Genomic DNA, 15,712 nt, shown 5'->3' on the forward strand with positions numbered 1-15,712 from the left:
TTTGCTTGACGTTTTAGCCCGGGAGCGGCGACAACCGGCGGCCTTTTGCGAAAGAGATTTGACCGTGTCCGACCTCACCACACTCGAACAGACCATCCTCACCGATATCGCTACCGCCGCCGATGAAGCCGCGCTCGAAGCGGTGCGCGTTGCCGCACTCGGCAAGAAGGGATCGATCTCGGCGCTGCTGGCAACGCTCGGCAAAATGTCGCCGGACGAGCGCAAGACCCAGGGCGCCGCGATCAACGTCGCCAAAGACAAGGTCACGCAGGCGCTGACCGCGCGCCGCGATATCCTGAAATCGGCAGCCCTCGACGCCCGCCTCGCTTCCGAGACCATCGACGTCACGCTGCCGCTGCGCGACGCGGTGGCCGAGCAGGGCCGCATCCATCCGCTGAGCCAGGTGTTCGAAGAGGTCAACGTCATTTTCGCCGACATGGGATTTTCGATCGCCGAAGGTCCCGATATCGAGACCGACGACTACAACTTCACCAAATTGAATTTCCCCGAAGGCCATCCGGCACGGGAGATGCACGACACGTTCTTCTTCAATCCGAAGCAGGACAATTCGCGCATGCTGCTTCGCACCCACACCTCGCCGGTGCAGGTGCGCACCATGCTGAATCAGAAGCCGCCGATCCGCGTGGTCTGCCCGGGCCGCACCTATCGCATCGATTCCGACGCGACGCATACGCCGCAGTTCCACCAGGTCGAGGGCCTCGTCATCGACAAGGGCTCGCATCTCGGCCACCTCAAATGGATCCTGCACGAGTTCTGCAAGGCGTTCTTCGAGGTCGACCACATCAACATGCGGTTCCGCCCGTCGTTCTTCCCGTTCACGGAGCCCTCGCTCGAGGTCGACATCCAGTGCCGGCGCGACAAGGGTGAAATCCGCTTCGGCGAAGGCGAGGATTGGCTGGAGATTCTCGGCTGCGGCATGGTGCATCCGAATGTGCTGCGCGCCTGCGGCATCGATCCCGACGTCTATCAGGGCTTTGCCTGGGGCATGGGCATCGATCGCATCGCGATGCTCAAGTATGGCATGTCGGATCTGCGGCAGCTGTTCGACAGCGACGTGCGCTGGCTCAACCATTACGGCTTCAAGCCCCTCGACATCCCGACGCTGGCGGGAGGATTGAGCACGTGAGCGCGCGCGAACTCCGAAAGAATTCTACCGATGCTGAACGCATACTCTGGTCTGAACTCCGCGATCACAAGCTGAACGGCATAGGCTTCCGGCGCCAAGTGCCGATCAAGAACTACATCGCCGACTTCGCCTGTCATACAGCAAAGCTGGTGGTCGAGCTCGATGGCGGGCAGCATTTTTCAGATCAAGCCGAGCAGGCTGATGCCGTTCGATCGTCCGTGATTGAAGCCCGAGGCTTCCAGGTGCTTCGCTTTAGCAATCATGACGTGATGACGAATCGCGCAGGCGTCCTTGAAACAATTGCCGCCGCCGTCGCGGAGAGAGCCCCCACCCTGACCCTCAAAGAGCGAGCTCCGCTCGTCTCGACCCGCAAGCGGGAGAGGGAGCAAGAAAAGCAACCGTCATGAAATTCACGCTCTCCTGGCTGAAGGAACATCTCGACACCGACGAGCCGCTGGAAAAGCTTGCCGACAAGCTCACCATGATCGGGCTTGAGGTCGAGCAGATCGACGACAAGGCCAAAGCGCTGGCGCCGTTCTCGATTGCGCGGGTGATTTCGGCCGAACAGCATCCGAATGCGGATCGCCTGCGTGTCTGCATGGTCGATACCGGCGATGGTGGCGCACCGGTGCAGGTGGTCTGCGGCGCGCCGAACGCGCGCGCCGGGCTGATCAGCGTGTTCTCGCCGCCCGGCACGTTCATTCCCGGCAAGAACATCACGCTCGGCGTCGGCACCATCAGAGGCGTCGAGAGCCGCGGCATGCTGTGCTCGGCGGCCGAGCTGCAGATTTCCGAAGACCATGACGGCATCATGGAGCTGCCGGCCGATGCGCCCGTCGGTGCGCCCTACGCGCAATGGGCCGGGCTCGGCGATCCCGTGATCGAGATCAACCTGACGCCGAACCGGCAGGATTGCACCGGCGTGCACGGCATCGCCCGCGATCTTTCCGCCGCCGACATGGGCAAGTTCAGGGATCCCGGTATCCGCCCGATCAAGGGCGAGTTCCCCTGCCCGGTGACGGTGACGGTGGAAGACGCCACGCTGTGCCCCGGCTTCGCGCTGCGGCTGGTGCGCGGCGTCAAGAACGGCCCGTCGCCGGAATGGCTGCAGAAGCGCCTGACCTCGATCGGGCTGCGTCCGATCAACGCGCTGGTCGATATCACCAATTTCATGACCTACGACCGCGCCCGGCCGCTGCATGTGTTCGACGCCAAGAAGGTAAGGGGCAATCTCACCGTGCGCCGCGCGCGCGACGGCGAGAGCCTGCTGGCGCTCGACGGCCGCACCTACACGCTCGATCCCGGTATCTGCGTGATCGCGGACGAGCATGGCGTCGAGTCACTGGCCGGCATCATGGGCGGCGAAGCCTCCGGCTGCGACGAGAACACGACCGACGTGCTGATCGAATCGGCGCTGTGGAACGAGATCAACATCGCGCAGACCGGCCGCAAGCTCGGCGTCAATTCGGACGCGCGCTATCGCTTCGAGCGCGGCGTCGATCCGGCGTTCATGGTGCCCGGGCTCGAGCTCGCGACCAAAATGGTGATGGAACTGTGCGGCGGCACGCCGTCGGAGAACGTCGTCGTCGGCAACCCCTTCGGCGAAGATCGCGTGATCGACTTCCCGCTGAGCGAAGTCAAGCGCCTCGCCGCCATCGAAGTGCCGCTGGTCGAGATGAAGCGCATCCTCAGCCATCTCGGCTTCATGGTGGCCGGCAGCGGTCCGATCGTGAAGATCGCCGTGCCCTCCTGGCGTACGGATATCGGAGGCAAGGCCGATATCGTCGAGGAGATCGTACGCATCGTCGGCGTCGACAAGGTGCCAATGACGCCGTTCGAGCGCGGTGACGCGCCGCGCAAGCCGGTGCTCACCACGATCCAGCTGCGCACCCGCCGCGCCAAGCGCGCGCTGGCCGCCCGCGGCATGGTTGAGGCCGTGACGTGGTCGTTCATTTCAAAGCCCGCAGCGGAATTGTTCGGCGGCGGACAGGCCGAGCTCGCGCTCGCCAATCCGATCGCATCAGACCTTTCCGACATGCGGCCGAGCCTGCTGCCCGGCCTGATCGCCGCCGCGCAGGCCAATGCCAATCGCGGCTCGTCCGATGTCGCGCTGTTCGAGGTCGGCCAGGTGTTCAAGGGCGACAAGCCGGAAGACCAGCTGGTCGCGGCTTCCGGCGTGCGCCACGGCTTTGCCTCCGCCAAGGGAATGGGGCGGCACTGGTCCGGCTCGGCGGAGACCGACGCGCTCGACGCCAAGGCTGATGCGTTCGCGGTGCTCGCCGCCGCCGGCGCGCCGATGCAGGCGCTGCAGGTCGTGCCGGGCGGCGCGAGCTGGCTGCATCCGGGACGATCCGGCAGCATCCAGATCGGGCCGCAAAACGTGCTCGGCTATTTCGGCGAATTGCATCCGCGCACGCTGGAGGCGCTCGGCGCTGACGGCCCACTGATCGCGTTCGAAGTGATCCTCGATCGCATTCCCGACGCCAAGCAGAAGCCGACCCGCGCCAAACCGGTGCTTGAACTCTCCGCGTTCCAGCCGGTGTCGCGCGATTTTGCCTTCATCGTCGATCGCGCCGTCAAGGCGGGCGATATCGTGCGCGCCGCGCAGGGTGTCGACAAGAAGCTGATCACTGGGGTCACCGTGTTCGACGTCTACGAGGGCAAGGGCATCGATGAGGCCAAGAAGTCCGTCGCGATTGCCGTGACCATCCAGCCGCGCGAGAAAACGCTCACCGACCAGGAGATCGACGCGGTGGCGGCGAAGATCGTGGCCGAAGTGACCAAGAAGACCGGCGGCACGTTGCGGGCATGATGCCGAAAGGCGTGAGCGGTTCGGACATCACGCCCAAAAATACGTTCTAGAAACAGAACATGAGCCTCGAAGGCCTCATCCCCGCCAGCGTCAGCCTCGCCGCCGCAATCGCGATCTGCGCGATTGCTTTCGTGTCCGGCTTGGCGCGCGGGTTTTCCGGTTTCGGCTCGGCGCTGATCTTCATGCCGCTGGCGAGCAGCATGGCGGCGCCACAGCTGGTAGCGGCGCTGCTGCTGATCATCGATTTCATCGCGGCTGCACCATTGGTTCCGAACGCATGGAAACAAGCCGACCGCAGGGCGACCGCGGTGATGGTGTTCGGCGCCCTGATCGGCGTTCCCATTGGAACCTATTTCCTGAGCCGGCTCGAGCCGGTCACCACACGCTGGATCATTTCCGCCTTCGTGTTTGCGCTGCTCTTGCTGCTGCTCTCTGGCTGGCGCTACCGGGGCAAGGACCACGCCGCGATTTCCGTCGGTATAGGCGGCGTATCCGGCTTTTGCAGCGGGCTGGCGCAGACCGGCGGGCCGCCGATCGTCGGCTATTGGCTCGGCCGGCCGATCGCCTCCAGCATCGCACGGGCGAACATCCTGCTGTTCTTCGGCGCCTCGGATTTCTTCTCGGTCGTCAGCTACAGCCTGACCGGGTTGATCACGATGGATGCGATCAAATTCTCGCTGGTGGTCGGGCCCGTCTACGGCATCGGCGTCTGGCTCGGCGCCTCCTTGTTCGGCCGCGCCAGCGAGGCATTGTTCCGCGCTATCTGCTACGCGCTGATCGCGATGGCCGTGATCGCCGGCCTGCCGGCGCTGGATGGCGTGCTGCGGTAGTTGCAGCGCGATTCAATATGCATCGTCGTCCCGGCGAAGGCCGGGACCCATACGCCGCGGCCGCAGTTTGGCGGAAGGTATCTGCTACTTTTGCTTTATCGTGAGATCACGCGGTATGGGTCCCGGCCTTCGCCGGGACGACATTTATTTCAGCACCAGATCGCAATAGGCGTAGCCATCGCGATCGACGCGCTCGCCAATGCTGACGGAAAGTCGATGTGAAAACATCGGCCCCGCCACCACGCAGGTGTGAAACTCGCCGTTCTCGCCGCAGGGATCGACGCTATCAGGCAAGTCCGCCAACAGCTGCGCATCGAATTTGCGGCCCGCGAATTCCGCCGAAAGCTTCTTTATGTCGACGGTCGCAAGATAGGCTTCCAGACCACCTTGCATCATCGCGCGCGCCAGTTCGGGCGTTGGCCGGTCCCAGAGTGGAAAGATTGGCGCGATCCCGGTGCCGGCGAGTTTCGCTTCGCGATAGGCGCGGATGTCCCGCAAGTACAAATCGCCGAAAATCATGTGCGTGACGCCGTCAGCCACGGCTTGCGCGACCGCCTCGCCCATGCGGGCCTCATAGATCTCGTTCGGGCAAGGATAGGGGATCGGCACGATCCGTTGCGACAGGCCCGCGGCTTCGCATTGCGCCTGCAGGATCTCCTGCCGCACGCCATGGATCGAAACGCGGCCAAAGGTCTCCGTCACGGTGGTCAAGGCGCCGACCACATCGAATTCGCCCGCGCGCCGCACTTCGTGCAGCGCAAAGGCGCTGTCCTTGCCGCTCGACCACGAGATCAGCGCCTTCGGTCGCGTCATCAGTTGAACTGCGAGGATGGCATTGCCGCCTTCGGCTGCGGTGCGCGTTGCCGCTGCTTCGGTGGCGGCGCTGCGGGTTCGGGATCTTTCAACGCGCCGATCCTGCGCAACGCCGCTTCGGCGGCGCGCTCGCCGCTTTCCCAGGCACCGTCGATCGTGCCCCACAGCGTCTCATGCGTGGCTTCGCCGGCAAGATACATGCAGCCGAACGGCTCGGCCAGAACCTTTCGCGACGCCTGCGCGCCCGGCCCGGCCGCGGACATCGCACCGAGCGCGAACGGCGCGGCGTTCCAGCGCGTCGCGCTCGATTTCTTCACCGCCGCGGCAACCTCGCTGCCGTACAGCTTGGTCAACCACTCCACCGCAAACGCGATCATGGCCTTTTCGCCCTGCGCGGAGAGATCGCGGCCGAACGAGCCGGCGACGTCGATCGAACACAGCGATGACGACCCCATATTGGCGTACAGCAAGGCTGTGCGCGTCGAATTGCTCTGCTCGATGATGATGTCGTCGCGGGCGAGCCCGAGCGGATTGCCCGGCATTTGCAGCGCGATGCGGTCAAAGCTGCCGAGGCTCAGTTTGGCGGCGGCATCCAGCGTGCGCTTGGGAATGTCGGGCGTGAATTTGATGTTGCCCGCCGCCAGCACGTTGCTCGAAACCGTCACCACGGCGGCACGCGCGACAATCTTGCCGGACGGCGTTTCCACCGCAACGTCGCGGCTGCCCCAGGAAATCCGGTTCGCCGGCGTCGACAGTGCCAACGGCACCTGCTCGCCGAGCTTCGTGATCAGCGTCCCCAGCCCCTGACGGCAGGCGATCGCGATGTTGCGATCCTGCGCGCGGACCTTGTCGACAACAGAGATATCCTTCAGGTCCTTGCCGGCGAAATTGGCGCCGAGCACGAATTCGGCGGTGCCCGCCCAATCGCCGAGATCCTTCGGCAACGCCGAGGCGCAGGAGACGTCGAACCGGCGCGAGGCCTCGTCGATGGCGCGGTTGGCGCGCACCAGAGCTGCAAGAAACTCCTCGGTCTCGCCGGCGCGGGCGTTGCGGCGGCCGATGCGGATTTTCTGGCCCGACGGCGCGGTGACGATCTCGAGCCCGGCGGATCGCGCGAGCTTGATCATCGGGTTGGTTTCGGGATTGTGCATCCAGCGCGCGCCGCGATCGAACGGCACCTCGAAGGTGGTGGTATCGGTCTGGCAGCGGCCGCCGACCTGGCTTGCCGCTTCCACCACGATCACCTTGCGGTTCGCCGCCATGATCCGCCGCGCCGCAGCAATACCGGCGGCGCCGGCGCCGATCACGACAATGTCAGCCTCGCGTGGCAGGGGCGCGGCCCCTGCCCGCCCACCGAAAACCGGCATCACCGCTAGGCCAGCGGACGCCGAGAGGAAATCGCGGCGAGTCATTGTCATGTCATGGTTTCCGGGGCCTTGAAGCAAAGAGAACAGCTAGCGAACTCTGCCGCATCTCACCGTGCGCAGCAACACTCATGGTAAATCAATCATGATTGACCCGCTTCACGCATGAACTAAATTGAAACGGCTTGCGACCATGCTAATGGAACATAAAAGCGGTCAAAGAACCGCGGGGGGATTTCATGGGCGTAATGCTCGATACGATCGGCCAGTTGATTGCGGGCTACCTGCAGAAGGAAGTCCCGGGCTATGAACCGTTCACGCCCAGTGATCCCGAGCATCTGCGCGGCGTCATCGAGCCCGGCGACGTGCTGCTGGTCGAAGGCAACAACCGCATTTCCGGTATCATCAAATACCTCACGCAATCGACCTGGTCGCATGCCGCGCTCTATGTCGGCCCGATCGACGGCGCGACGGAACCGGACGGCGAGCCGCATGTCCTGATCGAAGCCAATATCGGCGAAGGCGTGACCTCGGCGCCGCTGTCGAAATATTATCCCTATCACACCCGCCTCTGCCGACCCGTCGGACTGTCCTATGAGGACCGCGTCACGGTGTGCCGTTACGCCATCAACCGGATCGGCTTCGGCTACGACACCAAGAACATCGTCGACCTGGCGCGATATCTGTTCCCGCTGCCGGTGCCGCAGCGCTGGCGGCGGCGCTTGATCGCGTTCGGTTCAGGCGATCCCACCAAGATCATCTGCTCGGCCCTGATCGCGCAGGCGTTCGACGCCGTGCGTTATCCGATCCTGCCCAAGATCACGCGCGCCGCCTCGCGAAAGGCCCGGCGCGAGATTCTCCACATTCGCGATTCGTCGCTCTATATGCCGCGCGATTTCGATATCTCGCCCTATTTCGAAGTCGTCAAACCCACCATCGTGCACGGCTTCGACTATCTGGCCCTGCATTGGGCCGACAAGCAGAAGCCGCTCCAGGAGGTAGCGGGCGAATTCGGTGTGTTTCCAGAAGTCGAGTCGCCGTCGCTTGTTCCTGAGGAGGCTAACGAAGAGGCGCCGGTTCCGGTTTCGGCTGAAGAAATGAGCGACGTCACCGTGCAAACGACCATGGTCGAACGCGTGACCGTGTCGGAGCATTTCCTCGCCGTCGAATATGTCCCGGTCCGCCCGCCGCAACGCCGCGCCCGTCCGCGCAACAGGGTTATTGAGGCGGCGTAGGTTCTAAAATCTCCCCGCCAGCGTCAGCCGCACCGCGAGCGGCTCCGCCGGATGCACATGGCGATCGGCAACACCGTCGATCGGCTCGCCCGGCAACCGCGACAGATAATAATACTCGATCTGGTTGCTCTTCGCGTTGAAGAGATTGAGCACGTCGAGCTGCAGGCGCAGTCCATTGTCGAACCGATAACCGGCGCGCGCATTGAAGATCAGCGATGACAGCGAACGCACGCTGTCGTCCTCGATCAGCGGACGCGGGCCGAAATAGCGTCCCTTCAGCGCGCCGAACCAGCCGGTTTCATTGCCGAAGGTGATCGCACCACTCGCAATCCAGGCCGGCGCACCGGGGATGCGATCGCCCGCGACATCGAAATCGGTAAAGCGGGTGCTTGTATACGCAACATCCAGATCGAACGTCAGCCACGGCACCGGTCTGTACTTGTTGGTCCACTCCACGCCAACCCGGCGGCTCGGCCGGCTGGCCTCGGTGGTGCCGGCATCGCCGACGAACAGCAGTTCGGAATCGAAGTCGAGCACAAAGACCGCGACCGAGCTTGTGAGTCCATCGATCGCCCTGGTGCGGACGCCAAGTTCGGCGCCTTTCGACCGCACCAACAGCGGCACGCGATCCTGCGGCGTTACCTTGTCGATCGGATCGACCGTGATCGTCGCGCCACGGATGTCGTTGCTGTGCAGCCCGTAGCCGGCATTTCCATAAAACTCCGTCTTGTACCAGGGTCCAAGCACGATGCCGGCCTTCGGGCTCGCAATCGAAGCCTGCGCATTGCCGGAGTTTTCAGGCGTGTCGCTCAGAACGCTGCCGGCAAAGACATCCTCGCGAATGCCGACAGTGGTACGCAACCAGTCTGTCCAGCGTGTGGTGCTGTCCATCCAGACGCCGACATTGCCTTCCCTTACGCGGTCCTCGCGCACGGTCGAAAGCCAACCTCGCTGCTGCGTCTTGAACAGGCCGACATGGATATCGTCATAACGGCTTTGCAGGCCGATGCGTGTTTGCGTCTCAAGTCCGCCGAGGCGCCAATCGAAGGCGTGCCGTGCATCGAAGCCGCCGAGGGTACGGCTGTCGAGCTGGTTGAACTGGTCGCCATTGACGGGGTCGTCGAGGAAATAGGTGAAATTGTTGTAGAGCTGCAAGTTGGATCGGACGACATAGGCGTTGATCTTGCTCTGCCCGTATTCGCTCGAATGCGTAAAATTGCCGGACAGGCTGAAGCGGCTGGCCACACCGCCATCGGTCGGATCGAGCGTGCCGAAGCGGCCGATCACGCCCTGGTCGATGGCGCGCTGCGCAACCTGATCGGTCGAATTCCAGGCGTTGGAATAGGCCATGCCCGTCAGCGTCAATCCGTCGGTCGCGGTACCCTGGCTGTAGCGCATGACGCCGTTGATCTTGCGCACATCGTCCGGCACGTCCCATGGACCGTTGTACTTCACGCCTTCGATGGCAGAGAGCAGCGTACCCGCGCCGACCGCGACTGAACCGGCGGCCACCCCGCGCCGATACCCGAAGCTGCCAATGGTGAGCTCGGCCAGGTTTTTCGGCAGCCTGGTGAGGTAGTCGATTTCGACGGAACCGGCGGAGCTGAAGTCGCCGACATCTGCGAAGTACGGACCCTTGCGGACATTCAGCGACTGAATCAGCTCGGGGATCAGAAAGTTGATGTCCGCGTAGCCCTGTCCGTGGCCATGTGTCGGCATGTTGACGGGCATGCCGTCTACCTTGATCGAGAGGTCGGTCCCGTGATCGAGGTTGAAGCCGCGCAAAAAATACTGGTTGGCTTTGCCCTCGCCGGAATGCTGGGTGACAATCAGCCCGGGCACGACCTCGAGCGCCTCACCGGGCCGCAGAAAGGGGACGGCATTCACTTCCGCGCCGCTGATGCGCACGGCGCTGGCGGCGGTTGGCTGCAAGGCAGCGGCGCCATCGGGTGAAGTACCAGGCGATACACCGCTGGCACCCGCGGCAACTGGCTGGTTCGAGCGAATGGCGGTTCTATTTCCAGCACCACGATTTTGCGATGGTTTCGACCGAGCGGCCCGCTTGGGCGTTGGGTCGGAAGCGGTGATGGTTACCGGCGGAAGCTGGCCAGGCTGAGACGCCCGCTCTTGCGCCTCGGCGGGGAGCATCACGACGGCAGAAGAAGCCGTAGCGGAAAATATCCGCAACAAGACTCTACGCACCCGCCGTGACCCCGCATGATAACTGCTACAGTCCGAGAGCGACTGCGCTACACAACCCGGCCCCTCACGCTAGCAAGCCCGGTATGACGATACAATATAAATGTCATACCGCCGAAAGCACGGAATCTCAAGATGCAACGGATCACCATCACGATCGAAGACGATTTGCTCGCCGAGATCGACGCCGCAGCTGAGGCGCGCGGCTACCAGAACCGCTCCGAGATCATCCGCGATCTCGCCCGCGCCGGTTTGCAGCAAAGCGCCGAGGACGCCGCGCCGTCAGGGCAATGCGTCGCCGCGCTGGTCTATGTCTACGACCATGCCGCGCGCGATCTGTCGAAGCGGCTGGTGCAGAATTTCCACGGCCATCACGATCTGTCACTGGCGACGCTGCACGTCCATCTCGACGACGACAGCTGCATGGAGGTCACGGCGCTGAAGGGTTCAAGCGGCGAGGTCCGGCATTTCGCTGACCACATCATCGCCGAGCGCGGCGTGCGCTACGGCCGCGTGGTGATGATCCCGACCACGGCAGCGGACAAGAAGCCGCGCAAGGGTGGGCATAAACACGGATGAAGGGTCACCTCTCCCCGCAAGGGCGGGGCGAGGGAGAAGAATCACGCCGCCTTCGCCGTCCCGCACGGCAGTCCGGCACGCGCCATGCCGCCATAGAGTTGCTCGTCCGGCATTTCCGATTTCAGGATTGATCGCACCGCGACCAGTTTTTCGATATCGATGCCGGTCGGAAAGCCCTTGCTCTCGCACAGGAACACGAGGTCCTCGAACACGACATTTCCGGTCGCGCCCGGCGCGAACGGGCAGCCGCCGAGACCGCCCAGCGATCCATCCAGCACGCGCGCGCCGGCGTCGAGCGCGGCCGAAGCGTTGGCGATGCCCATGCCGCGGGTGTCGTGCAGATGAATGCAGACCGGCTTTGGTCCCGCGATCTTCACCACCGCCGCCGTCAATTCCCCGACCTGCTTCGGCCCGGCATAGCCGACGGTGTCGGCGACCGCGACCATGTCGACACCGGCCTCGAACAGCTTTTCCGCGATCTTGATCACCTCATTCGGGTCGACGGCACCGACGATCGAACAGCCCAGCGCCATCGAGATCGCGGCGTTCACGACAGGCTTGTGGGCGGTTGCGTCGCGGAGCTCGCAGAGCCGCCTGACGTTGGCGATGGCGGATTCGCGAGAGCGGTTGGCATTGGCCTGGCTGTGCTCTTCGGTCGCCGAGACCACGGTGGCCACTTCAGCCACCCCTGATTCCAGCGCCTCGTTGACGCCGCGCTCGTTCAGCGTCAGCGCGATGCCATAGGCACCCGGCAGCGACGCAATGGTCGCGATGATGTCGCGCACATCGGTGAATTGCGGAAAGGTTTTCGCGGGCAAGAACGAGCCGACCTCGAAATGCCGTACGCCGGCGGCGTACTCGTCGCGGATCCAGCGCTGCTTGGCGGCGGTGGACGGAAACTTCTTCACCAGCTGCAACCCGTCGCGCAAACCGACTTCGCGCAGAATGATCTTGTTGTCGGGATAGACGTCCTGAAGACGGGTCATGGCAGCCTCACGCAGCGTTGTCGGTTGAAGAGAGCTTGTTCTTGTTGAGTTCGGCTCTGACTGTCTCGGTATCGGCGCCGAGATCAGGCACATGCAAGCCTTCGCCGATATTGCCGCCGTTCCATTCCACCGGCAATGCGGGAACGCGGAACGGCGCGCCATCGGCGTTGAAATTGTTGACGAGCCCGCCGGGGCGCAGCACATGCGGGTCCTGCAATAGATCCTCCGGGCGATTGATCGGCGAGAAGCAGATGTTGAGCGCGTCGAGCCTGGCCGAAAGCTCGGTGACGTTCCAGCCTTTGACCATTTCGGCGACGCGCGGAATGATCCGGTCCCGCGCCATGATCCGCTCCGTGGTGTTGCGCAAGGTCGGATCGTCCAAAAATTCCTGCAAGCCGAACTCGCGGCAGAAACTCAGCCAGTGACCTTCGGTGACGACGCCGATGAAAATGCGGCCGCCACCGGCGGTGTCGAAGATGTCATAGATCGGCCAGGCATGTTCGCGCTCCGGCATCGAACGCGGCTTGCGGCCGGTCATTTCATATTCGACCATGTGCTGCGCGACGAGAAACAGGCAGTTCTCGAACAGCCCGATCCTGATATCGGCGCCATCCTTGTTGCCGCCGCGCTTCTGGTAGAGCGCGGCTAAAATCGCGATCACGCCGAACATGCCGCCCATGATGTCGTTGGCGGAAGAACCAACGCGCTGCGGCTTGTCGCGCGTCCCGGTCATCGCGGCGAGGCCCGACATCATCTGCACGACCTCGTCGAGCGCCGGACGGTGCTCGTAGGGGCCGGAGAGAAATCCCTTGTGGCCGGCGACGATCAGATGCGGATGCTTGCGGCGCAAATCCTCGGTGCCGAGCCCCTGCTTGTCGAGCTGGCCGTCGCGAAAATTTTCCAGAAACACGTCGGCGCTGGCAAGCAGCCGGTCCATGGTCTCGCGATCCTCAGCCTTGGAGAGGTCGAGCACGACGCTGCGCTTGCCGCGGTTGAACAGCGGGAAGAACGAGACCCCCATGCCGCCGAGGCTGCGGGTCTTGTCGCCGACGGGTGGTTCGACCTTGATCACCTCGGCGCCGAGCTGCGCCAGGATCATGCCGCAGGTCGGACCCATCACCATATGGGTCATCTCGACGACCCTCACGCCCTCGAGCGGCAGTCCCGTCCCGGTCATGGTTTCTCCCTTGCGCCGTCTGTCGTCGGCCAGACTAGGCCTTCAGGACTTGCCGGGAAAACATAATCTGCCTGATGGTGCCGTCACGGCTGCATGACGCAAATGCATGGGCGGGATCGTCACCGGCGATCCCTGCCCAGGTCTTCTGCCCAGGCCTTCTGCCGGGTCTTGCCGAAGCCCGATTGCATCTCTACCTCTCGCGAGGGTTTTTCGCGAGAAACAGAGGCCATCATGCTGGACGCCGCCGTCAAGGCGCTTTCCCAAATCCTGTCCCCGCCGATGCGCACCATCCTGTGGCGCTCGATCGGGCTGGCGCTGGTGCTGATCACGGTGCTGGCGGTCGGGTTGCAGCGGCTCATGAGCTGGTTCGCCGAATATGGCGAGGTCTGGGCGGAAGGGCTGCTGGGCCCGGGCTTTCACACGTCGCTGAACATCCTGGCCTGGATCATTTCGATCACGGCCGGGCTGGGCGTCGTGCTGGGCGGCATTTTCCTGATGCCGGCGATCACCTCGCTGGTTGCCAGTGTGTTCGTCGACGACGTCGCCGACCATGTCGAGCGCGAACATTATCCGGCAGACAAGCCCGGCTCCGCGCTGCCGCTCGGCGTCGCGATCCCCGAAGGCCTCAAGACGGCGCTGCTGACCATCCTGGTCTATCTGATCGCACTGCCGTTCGTGCTGTTCGCCGGCGCCGGTTTTCTGATTTTCTTCTTCGCCACCGCATGGCTGCTCGGGCGGGAATATTTCGAGCTCGCGGCGATGCGTTTCCGCTCGCCCGCGGAAGCCAAGGCGATGCGCAAGGACAATGCGGCGACCGTGTTCACTGCGGGGCTCTTCATCGCCGCCTTTGTCTCGATCCCGATCGTCAACCTGGCGACGCCGCTGTTCGGCATGGCCTTCATGGTCCACATGCACAAGCGACTGAGCGGCCCCCGGCCGGAGCTGATCGAGCCTTCGCGGCGCACGGGAATGCCGGTGGTGTGAGTATCTTCTCCCTCGCCCCGCTCTTGCGGGGAGAGGGTTGGGGTGAGGGGCCTCTCTCCGAGCAAAGATTGCCGAAGGACCTGTACCCCCTCACCCGGATCGCAAGTGCGATCCGACCTCTCCCCGCAAGCGGGGCGAGGTAAGAACCACAAACCTCACACCGCCTTCTCCGGCCACTTACAGAGATCGTTGATCAAACACACATCGCAGCGCGGCTTGCGGGCGAGGCAGATGTAGCGGCCGTGCAGGATCAGCCAGTGGTGGGCGTGCAGCATGAACTCGGACGGGATCACTTTTTCCAGCCCGAGCTCGACCTCGAGCACGTTATTGCCGGGCGCCATTCCGGTGCGATTGCCGACACGGAACACGTGGGTATCGACAGCCATGGTGTGCTCCCCAAAGGCCATGTTGAGCACGACATTGGCGGTCTTGCGGCCGGCGCCGGGCAGCGTTTCGATCTCGGCCCGGGTGCGCGGCACTTCGCTGCCGAACTCGGCGATCAGTTTTTCCGACAACGCGATGACGTTCTTGGCCTTGTTGCGATAAAGCCCGATGGTCTTGATGTAGTCGCGCACGGTGTCCTCGCCGAGCGCCAGCATCTTCTCGGGCGTGTCGGCCACCGCGAACAGCGCGCGTGTCGCGCGGTTGACGCCGGCGTCGGTCGCCTGTGCCGACAGCACCACGGCGACCAGCAGCGTGTAGGGGTTGAGATGTTCGAGCTCGCCCTTCGGCTCCGGATTGGCTTTCCGAAAGCGGCTGAACGCCTCATGGACCTCGGCTGAGGTCCAGGGTTTTGGCTTTGGTGATCGCTTCGCCACGGGCTTGGCGGACGCTTTGGCCGGCTTCCTGGCCGTGGCCTTTTTGGCTGTTTTCCTTGCGGTTTTACTTGGGGTTTTACTTGGCACGGGTGGAACGTTTGGTTTTTTGGCAGCTTTAGCGCGGATGATTTTGGCCATGATCCGGGTATACTGACCAGCGATGACCGCAAGCAACGACTTTGATCGGGATGTTGACCAGCCGAAGCTGTTTTCGGCGCGGCTGACGCCGCATCGTTCGCTCAACCGCACCGGTTTCCTGGTGCTGATGGCGTTCCTTTGTGCGGTGAGCTTTGTCGCGGGCGTCGCGTTTCTGTTGATGGGCGCCTGGCCGGTGTTCGGATTCTTCGGGCTCGACGTGCTCGTGATTTACTGGGCGTTCCGGGTCAATTTCCGCAGCGCCAATGCGTCGGAGGAAATCACGGTGACGCCGTCGGAGCTGCGGGTGCGCCGGGTCAGCCACCGCGGCCATGTGGTGGAGTGGGTGCTCAATCCGCTCTGGGTGCGGCTTGATCAGACCGGCGACCCCGAATTCGGCATCGAGCGGCTTTATCTGGTCTCGCGCGGCCGCCGCGTCTCGGTTGGCCATTTTTTGGGCCCCGACGAAAAAGCGAGCTTTGCCAAAGCCTTACTTGCCGCGCTGCAATCGGCCAAACGCGGCATCACGTATAATCCTGTAACGCAGCCTTGACGCGTTTTCTTCACGCGAACCGGTGCCCACTTCGCTTGAAAACGCTATGTAATCCCTATCGGAAATCGGGTGGTTTGGAC

Annotated in this window: 14 protein-coding genes; 8 read left to right on the plus strand and 6 right to left on the minus strand. The window is 63.5% G+C overall.

All coding sequences use genetic code 11. The annotated features are described in order from the left end of the window. Window positions 1-64: 64 nt before the first annotated feature. Genes pheS through JQ611_RS20960 form a run of 4 tightly spaced genes read left to right on the plus strand, consistent with a single transcriptional unit; the run spans window position 65 to window position 4,789 of the window. The gene (gene pheS / locus JQ611_RS20945) at window positions 65-1,147 is read left to right on the plus strand and encodes a phenylalanine--tRNA ligase subunit alpha (RefSeq protein WP_192736190.1); all 1,083 of its coding nucleotides are present in this window, start codon (window positions 65-67) and stop codon (window positions 1,145-1,147) included. Beyond that, window positions 1,144-1,554: an endonuclease domain-containing protein gene (locus tag JQ611_RS20950; RefSeq protein WP_312012088.1), complete on the plus strand. Its 411-nt coding sequence runs from the start codon at window positions 1,144-1,146 to the stop codon at window positions 1,552-1,554. The genes pheS and JQ611_RS20950 overlap by 4 nt, the downstream gene beginning before the upstream one ends. Next, window positions 1,551-3,959, plus strand: coding sequence for a phenylalanine--tRNA ligase subunit beta (gene pheT / locus JQ611_RS20955; protein WP_212264103.1), 2,409 nt, complete (start codon window positions 1,551-1,553; stop codon window positions 3,957-3,959). Before JQ611_RS20950 ends, pheT begins: the two co-directional genes overlap by 4 nt. A gap of 59 nt (window positions 3,960-4,018) precedes the next feature. Continuing rightward, the gene (locus JQ611_RS20960) at window positions 4,019-4,789 is read left to right on the plus strand and encodes a sulfite exporter TauE/SafE family protein (protein ID WP_212264104.1); all 771 of its coding nucleotides are present in this window, start codon (window positions 4,019-4,021) and stop codon (window positions 4,787-4,789) included. A 144-nt stretch (window positions 4,790-4,933) separates the two neighbouring features. Here JQ611_RS20960 and JQ611_RS20965 read toward each other — a convergent pair whose 3' ends face one another. Then, entirely contained in the window at window positions 4,934-5,602 is a 669-nt protein-coding gene (locus JQ611_RS20965; RefSeq protein WP_212264105.1) for an ATP-binding protein, read from the minus strand. Then, a complete protein-coding gene (locus JQ611_RS20970) occupies window positions 5,602-7,020 on the minus strand; it encodes an NAD(P)/FAD-dependent oxidoreductase (protein ID WP_212264106.1) in 1,419 nt (472 codons plus the stop codon). Before JQ611_RS20970 ends, JQ611_RS20965 begins: the two co-directional genes overlap by 1 nt. A gap of 185 nt (window positions 7,021-7,205) precedes the next feature. Between JQ611_RS20970 and JQ611_RS20975 the strand changes: the two genes are divergently transcribed. After that, complete coding sequence (locus tag JQ611_RS20975) at window positions 7,206-8,201, plus strand: YiiX/YebB-like N1pC/P60 family cysteine hydrolase (RefSeq protein WP_212264107.1); 996 nt, start codon at window positions 7,206-7,208, stop codon at window positions 8,199-8,201. A 3-nt stretch (window positions 8,202-8,204) separates the two neighbouring features. Here JQ611_RS20975 and JQ611_RS20980 read toward each other — a convergent pair whose 3' ends face one another. Then, window positions 8,205-10,349 (minus strand): TonB-dependent receptor, encoded by a 2,145-nt coding sequence (locus JQ611_RS20980; RefSeq protein ID WP_212466473.1) that lies wholly within the window; start codon window positions 10,347-10,349, stop codon window positions 8,205-8,207. 186 nt (window positions 10,350-10,535) lie between these two features. Here JQ611_RS20980 and nikR point away from each other — a divergent pair, with 186 nt between their 5' ends. After that, a complete protein-coding gene (gene nikR, locus JQ611_RS20985; protein ID WP_212264108.1) occupies window positions 10,536-10,979 on the plus strand; it encodes a nickel-responsive transcriptional regulator NikR in 444 nt (147 codons plus the stop codon). A 41-nt stretch (window positions 10,980-11,020) separates the two neighbouring features. Here nikR and JQ611_RS20990 read toward each other — a convergent pair whose 3' ends face one another. Together JQ611_RS20990 and JQ611_RS20995 are read right to left on the minus strand one after the other, a co-directional pair. Then, complete coding sequence (locus JQ611_RS20990; protein ID WP_212466454.1) at window positions 11,021-11,965, minus strand: hydroxymethylglutaryl-CoA lyase; 945 nt, start codon at window positions 11,963-11,965, stop codon at window positions 11,021-11,023. A 7-nt stretch (window positions 11,966-11,972) separates the two neighbouring features. After that, window positions 11,973-13,142 (minus strand): CaiB/BaiF CoA-transferase family protein, encoded by a 1,170-nt coding sequence (locus tag JQ611_RS20995; RefSeq protein WP_212466455.1) that lies wholly within the window; start codon window positions 13,140-13,142, stop codon window positions 11,973-11,975. A gap of 231 nt (window positions 13,143-13,373) precedes the next feature. Between JQ611_RS20995 and JQ611_RS21000 the strand changes: the two genes are divergently transcribed. Then, a complete protein-coding gene (locus JQ611_RS21000) occupies window positions 13,374-14,126 on the plus strand; it encodes a sulfate transporter family protein (RefSeq protein WP_212466456.1) in 753 nt (250 codons plus the stop codon). A gap of 155 nt (window positions 14,127-14,281) precedes the next feature. On the opposite strand, the gene nth is transcribed toward JQ611_RS21000, so the two are convergent. Next, complete coding sequence (gene nth / locus JQ611_RS21005; RefSeq protein WP_212466457.1) at window positions 14,282-15,082, minus strand: endonuclease III; 801 nt, start codon at window positions 15,080-15,082, stop codon at window positions 14,282-14,284. A 22-nt stretch (window positions 15,083-15,104) separates the two neighbouring features. Between nth and JQ611_RS21010 the strand changes: the two genes are divergently transcribed. After that, the gene (locus tag JQ611_RS21010) at window positions 15,105-15,632 is read left to right on the plus strand and encodes a DUF2244 domain-containing protein (protein WP_212466458.1); all 528 of its coding nucleotides are present in this window, start codon (window positions 15,105-15,107) and stop codon (window positions 15,630-15,632) included. Window positions 15,633-15,712 lie beyond the last annotated feature (80 nt).

Source organism: Bradyrhizobium sp. AUGA SZCCT0182, from assembly GCF_018130185.1.
Taxonomy (GTDB): domain Bacteria; phylum Pseudomonadota; class Alphaproteobacteria; order Rhizobiales; family Xanthobacteraceae; genus Bradyrhizobium.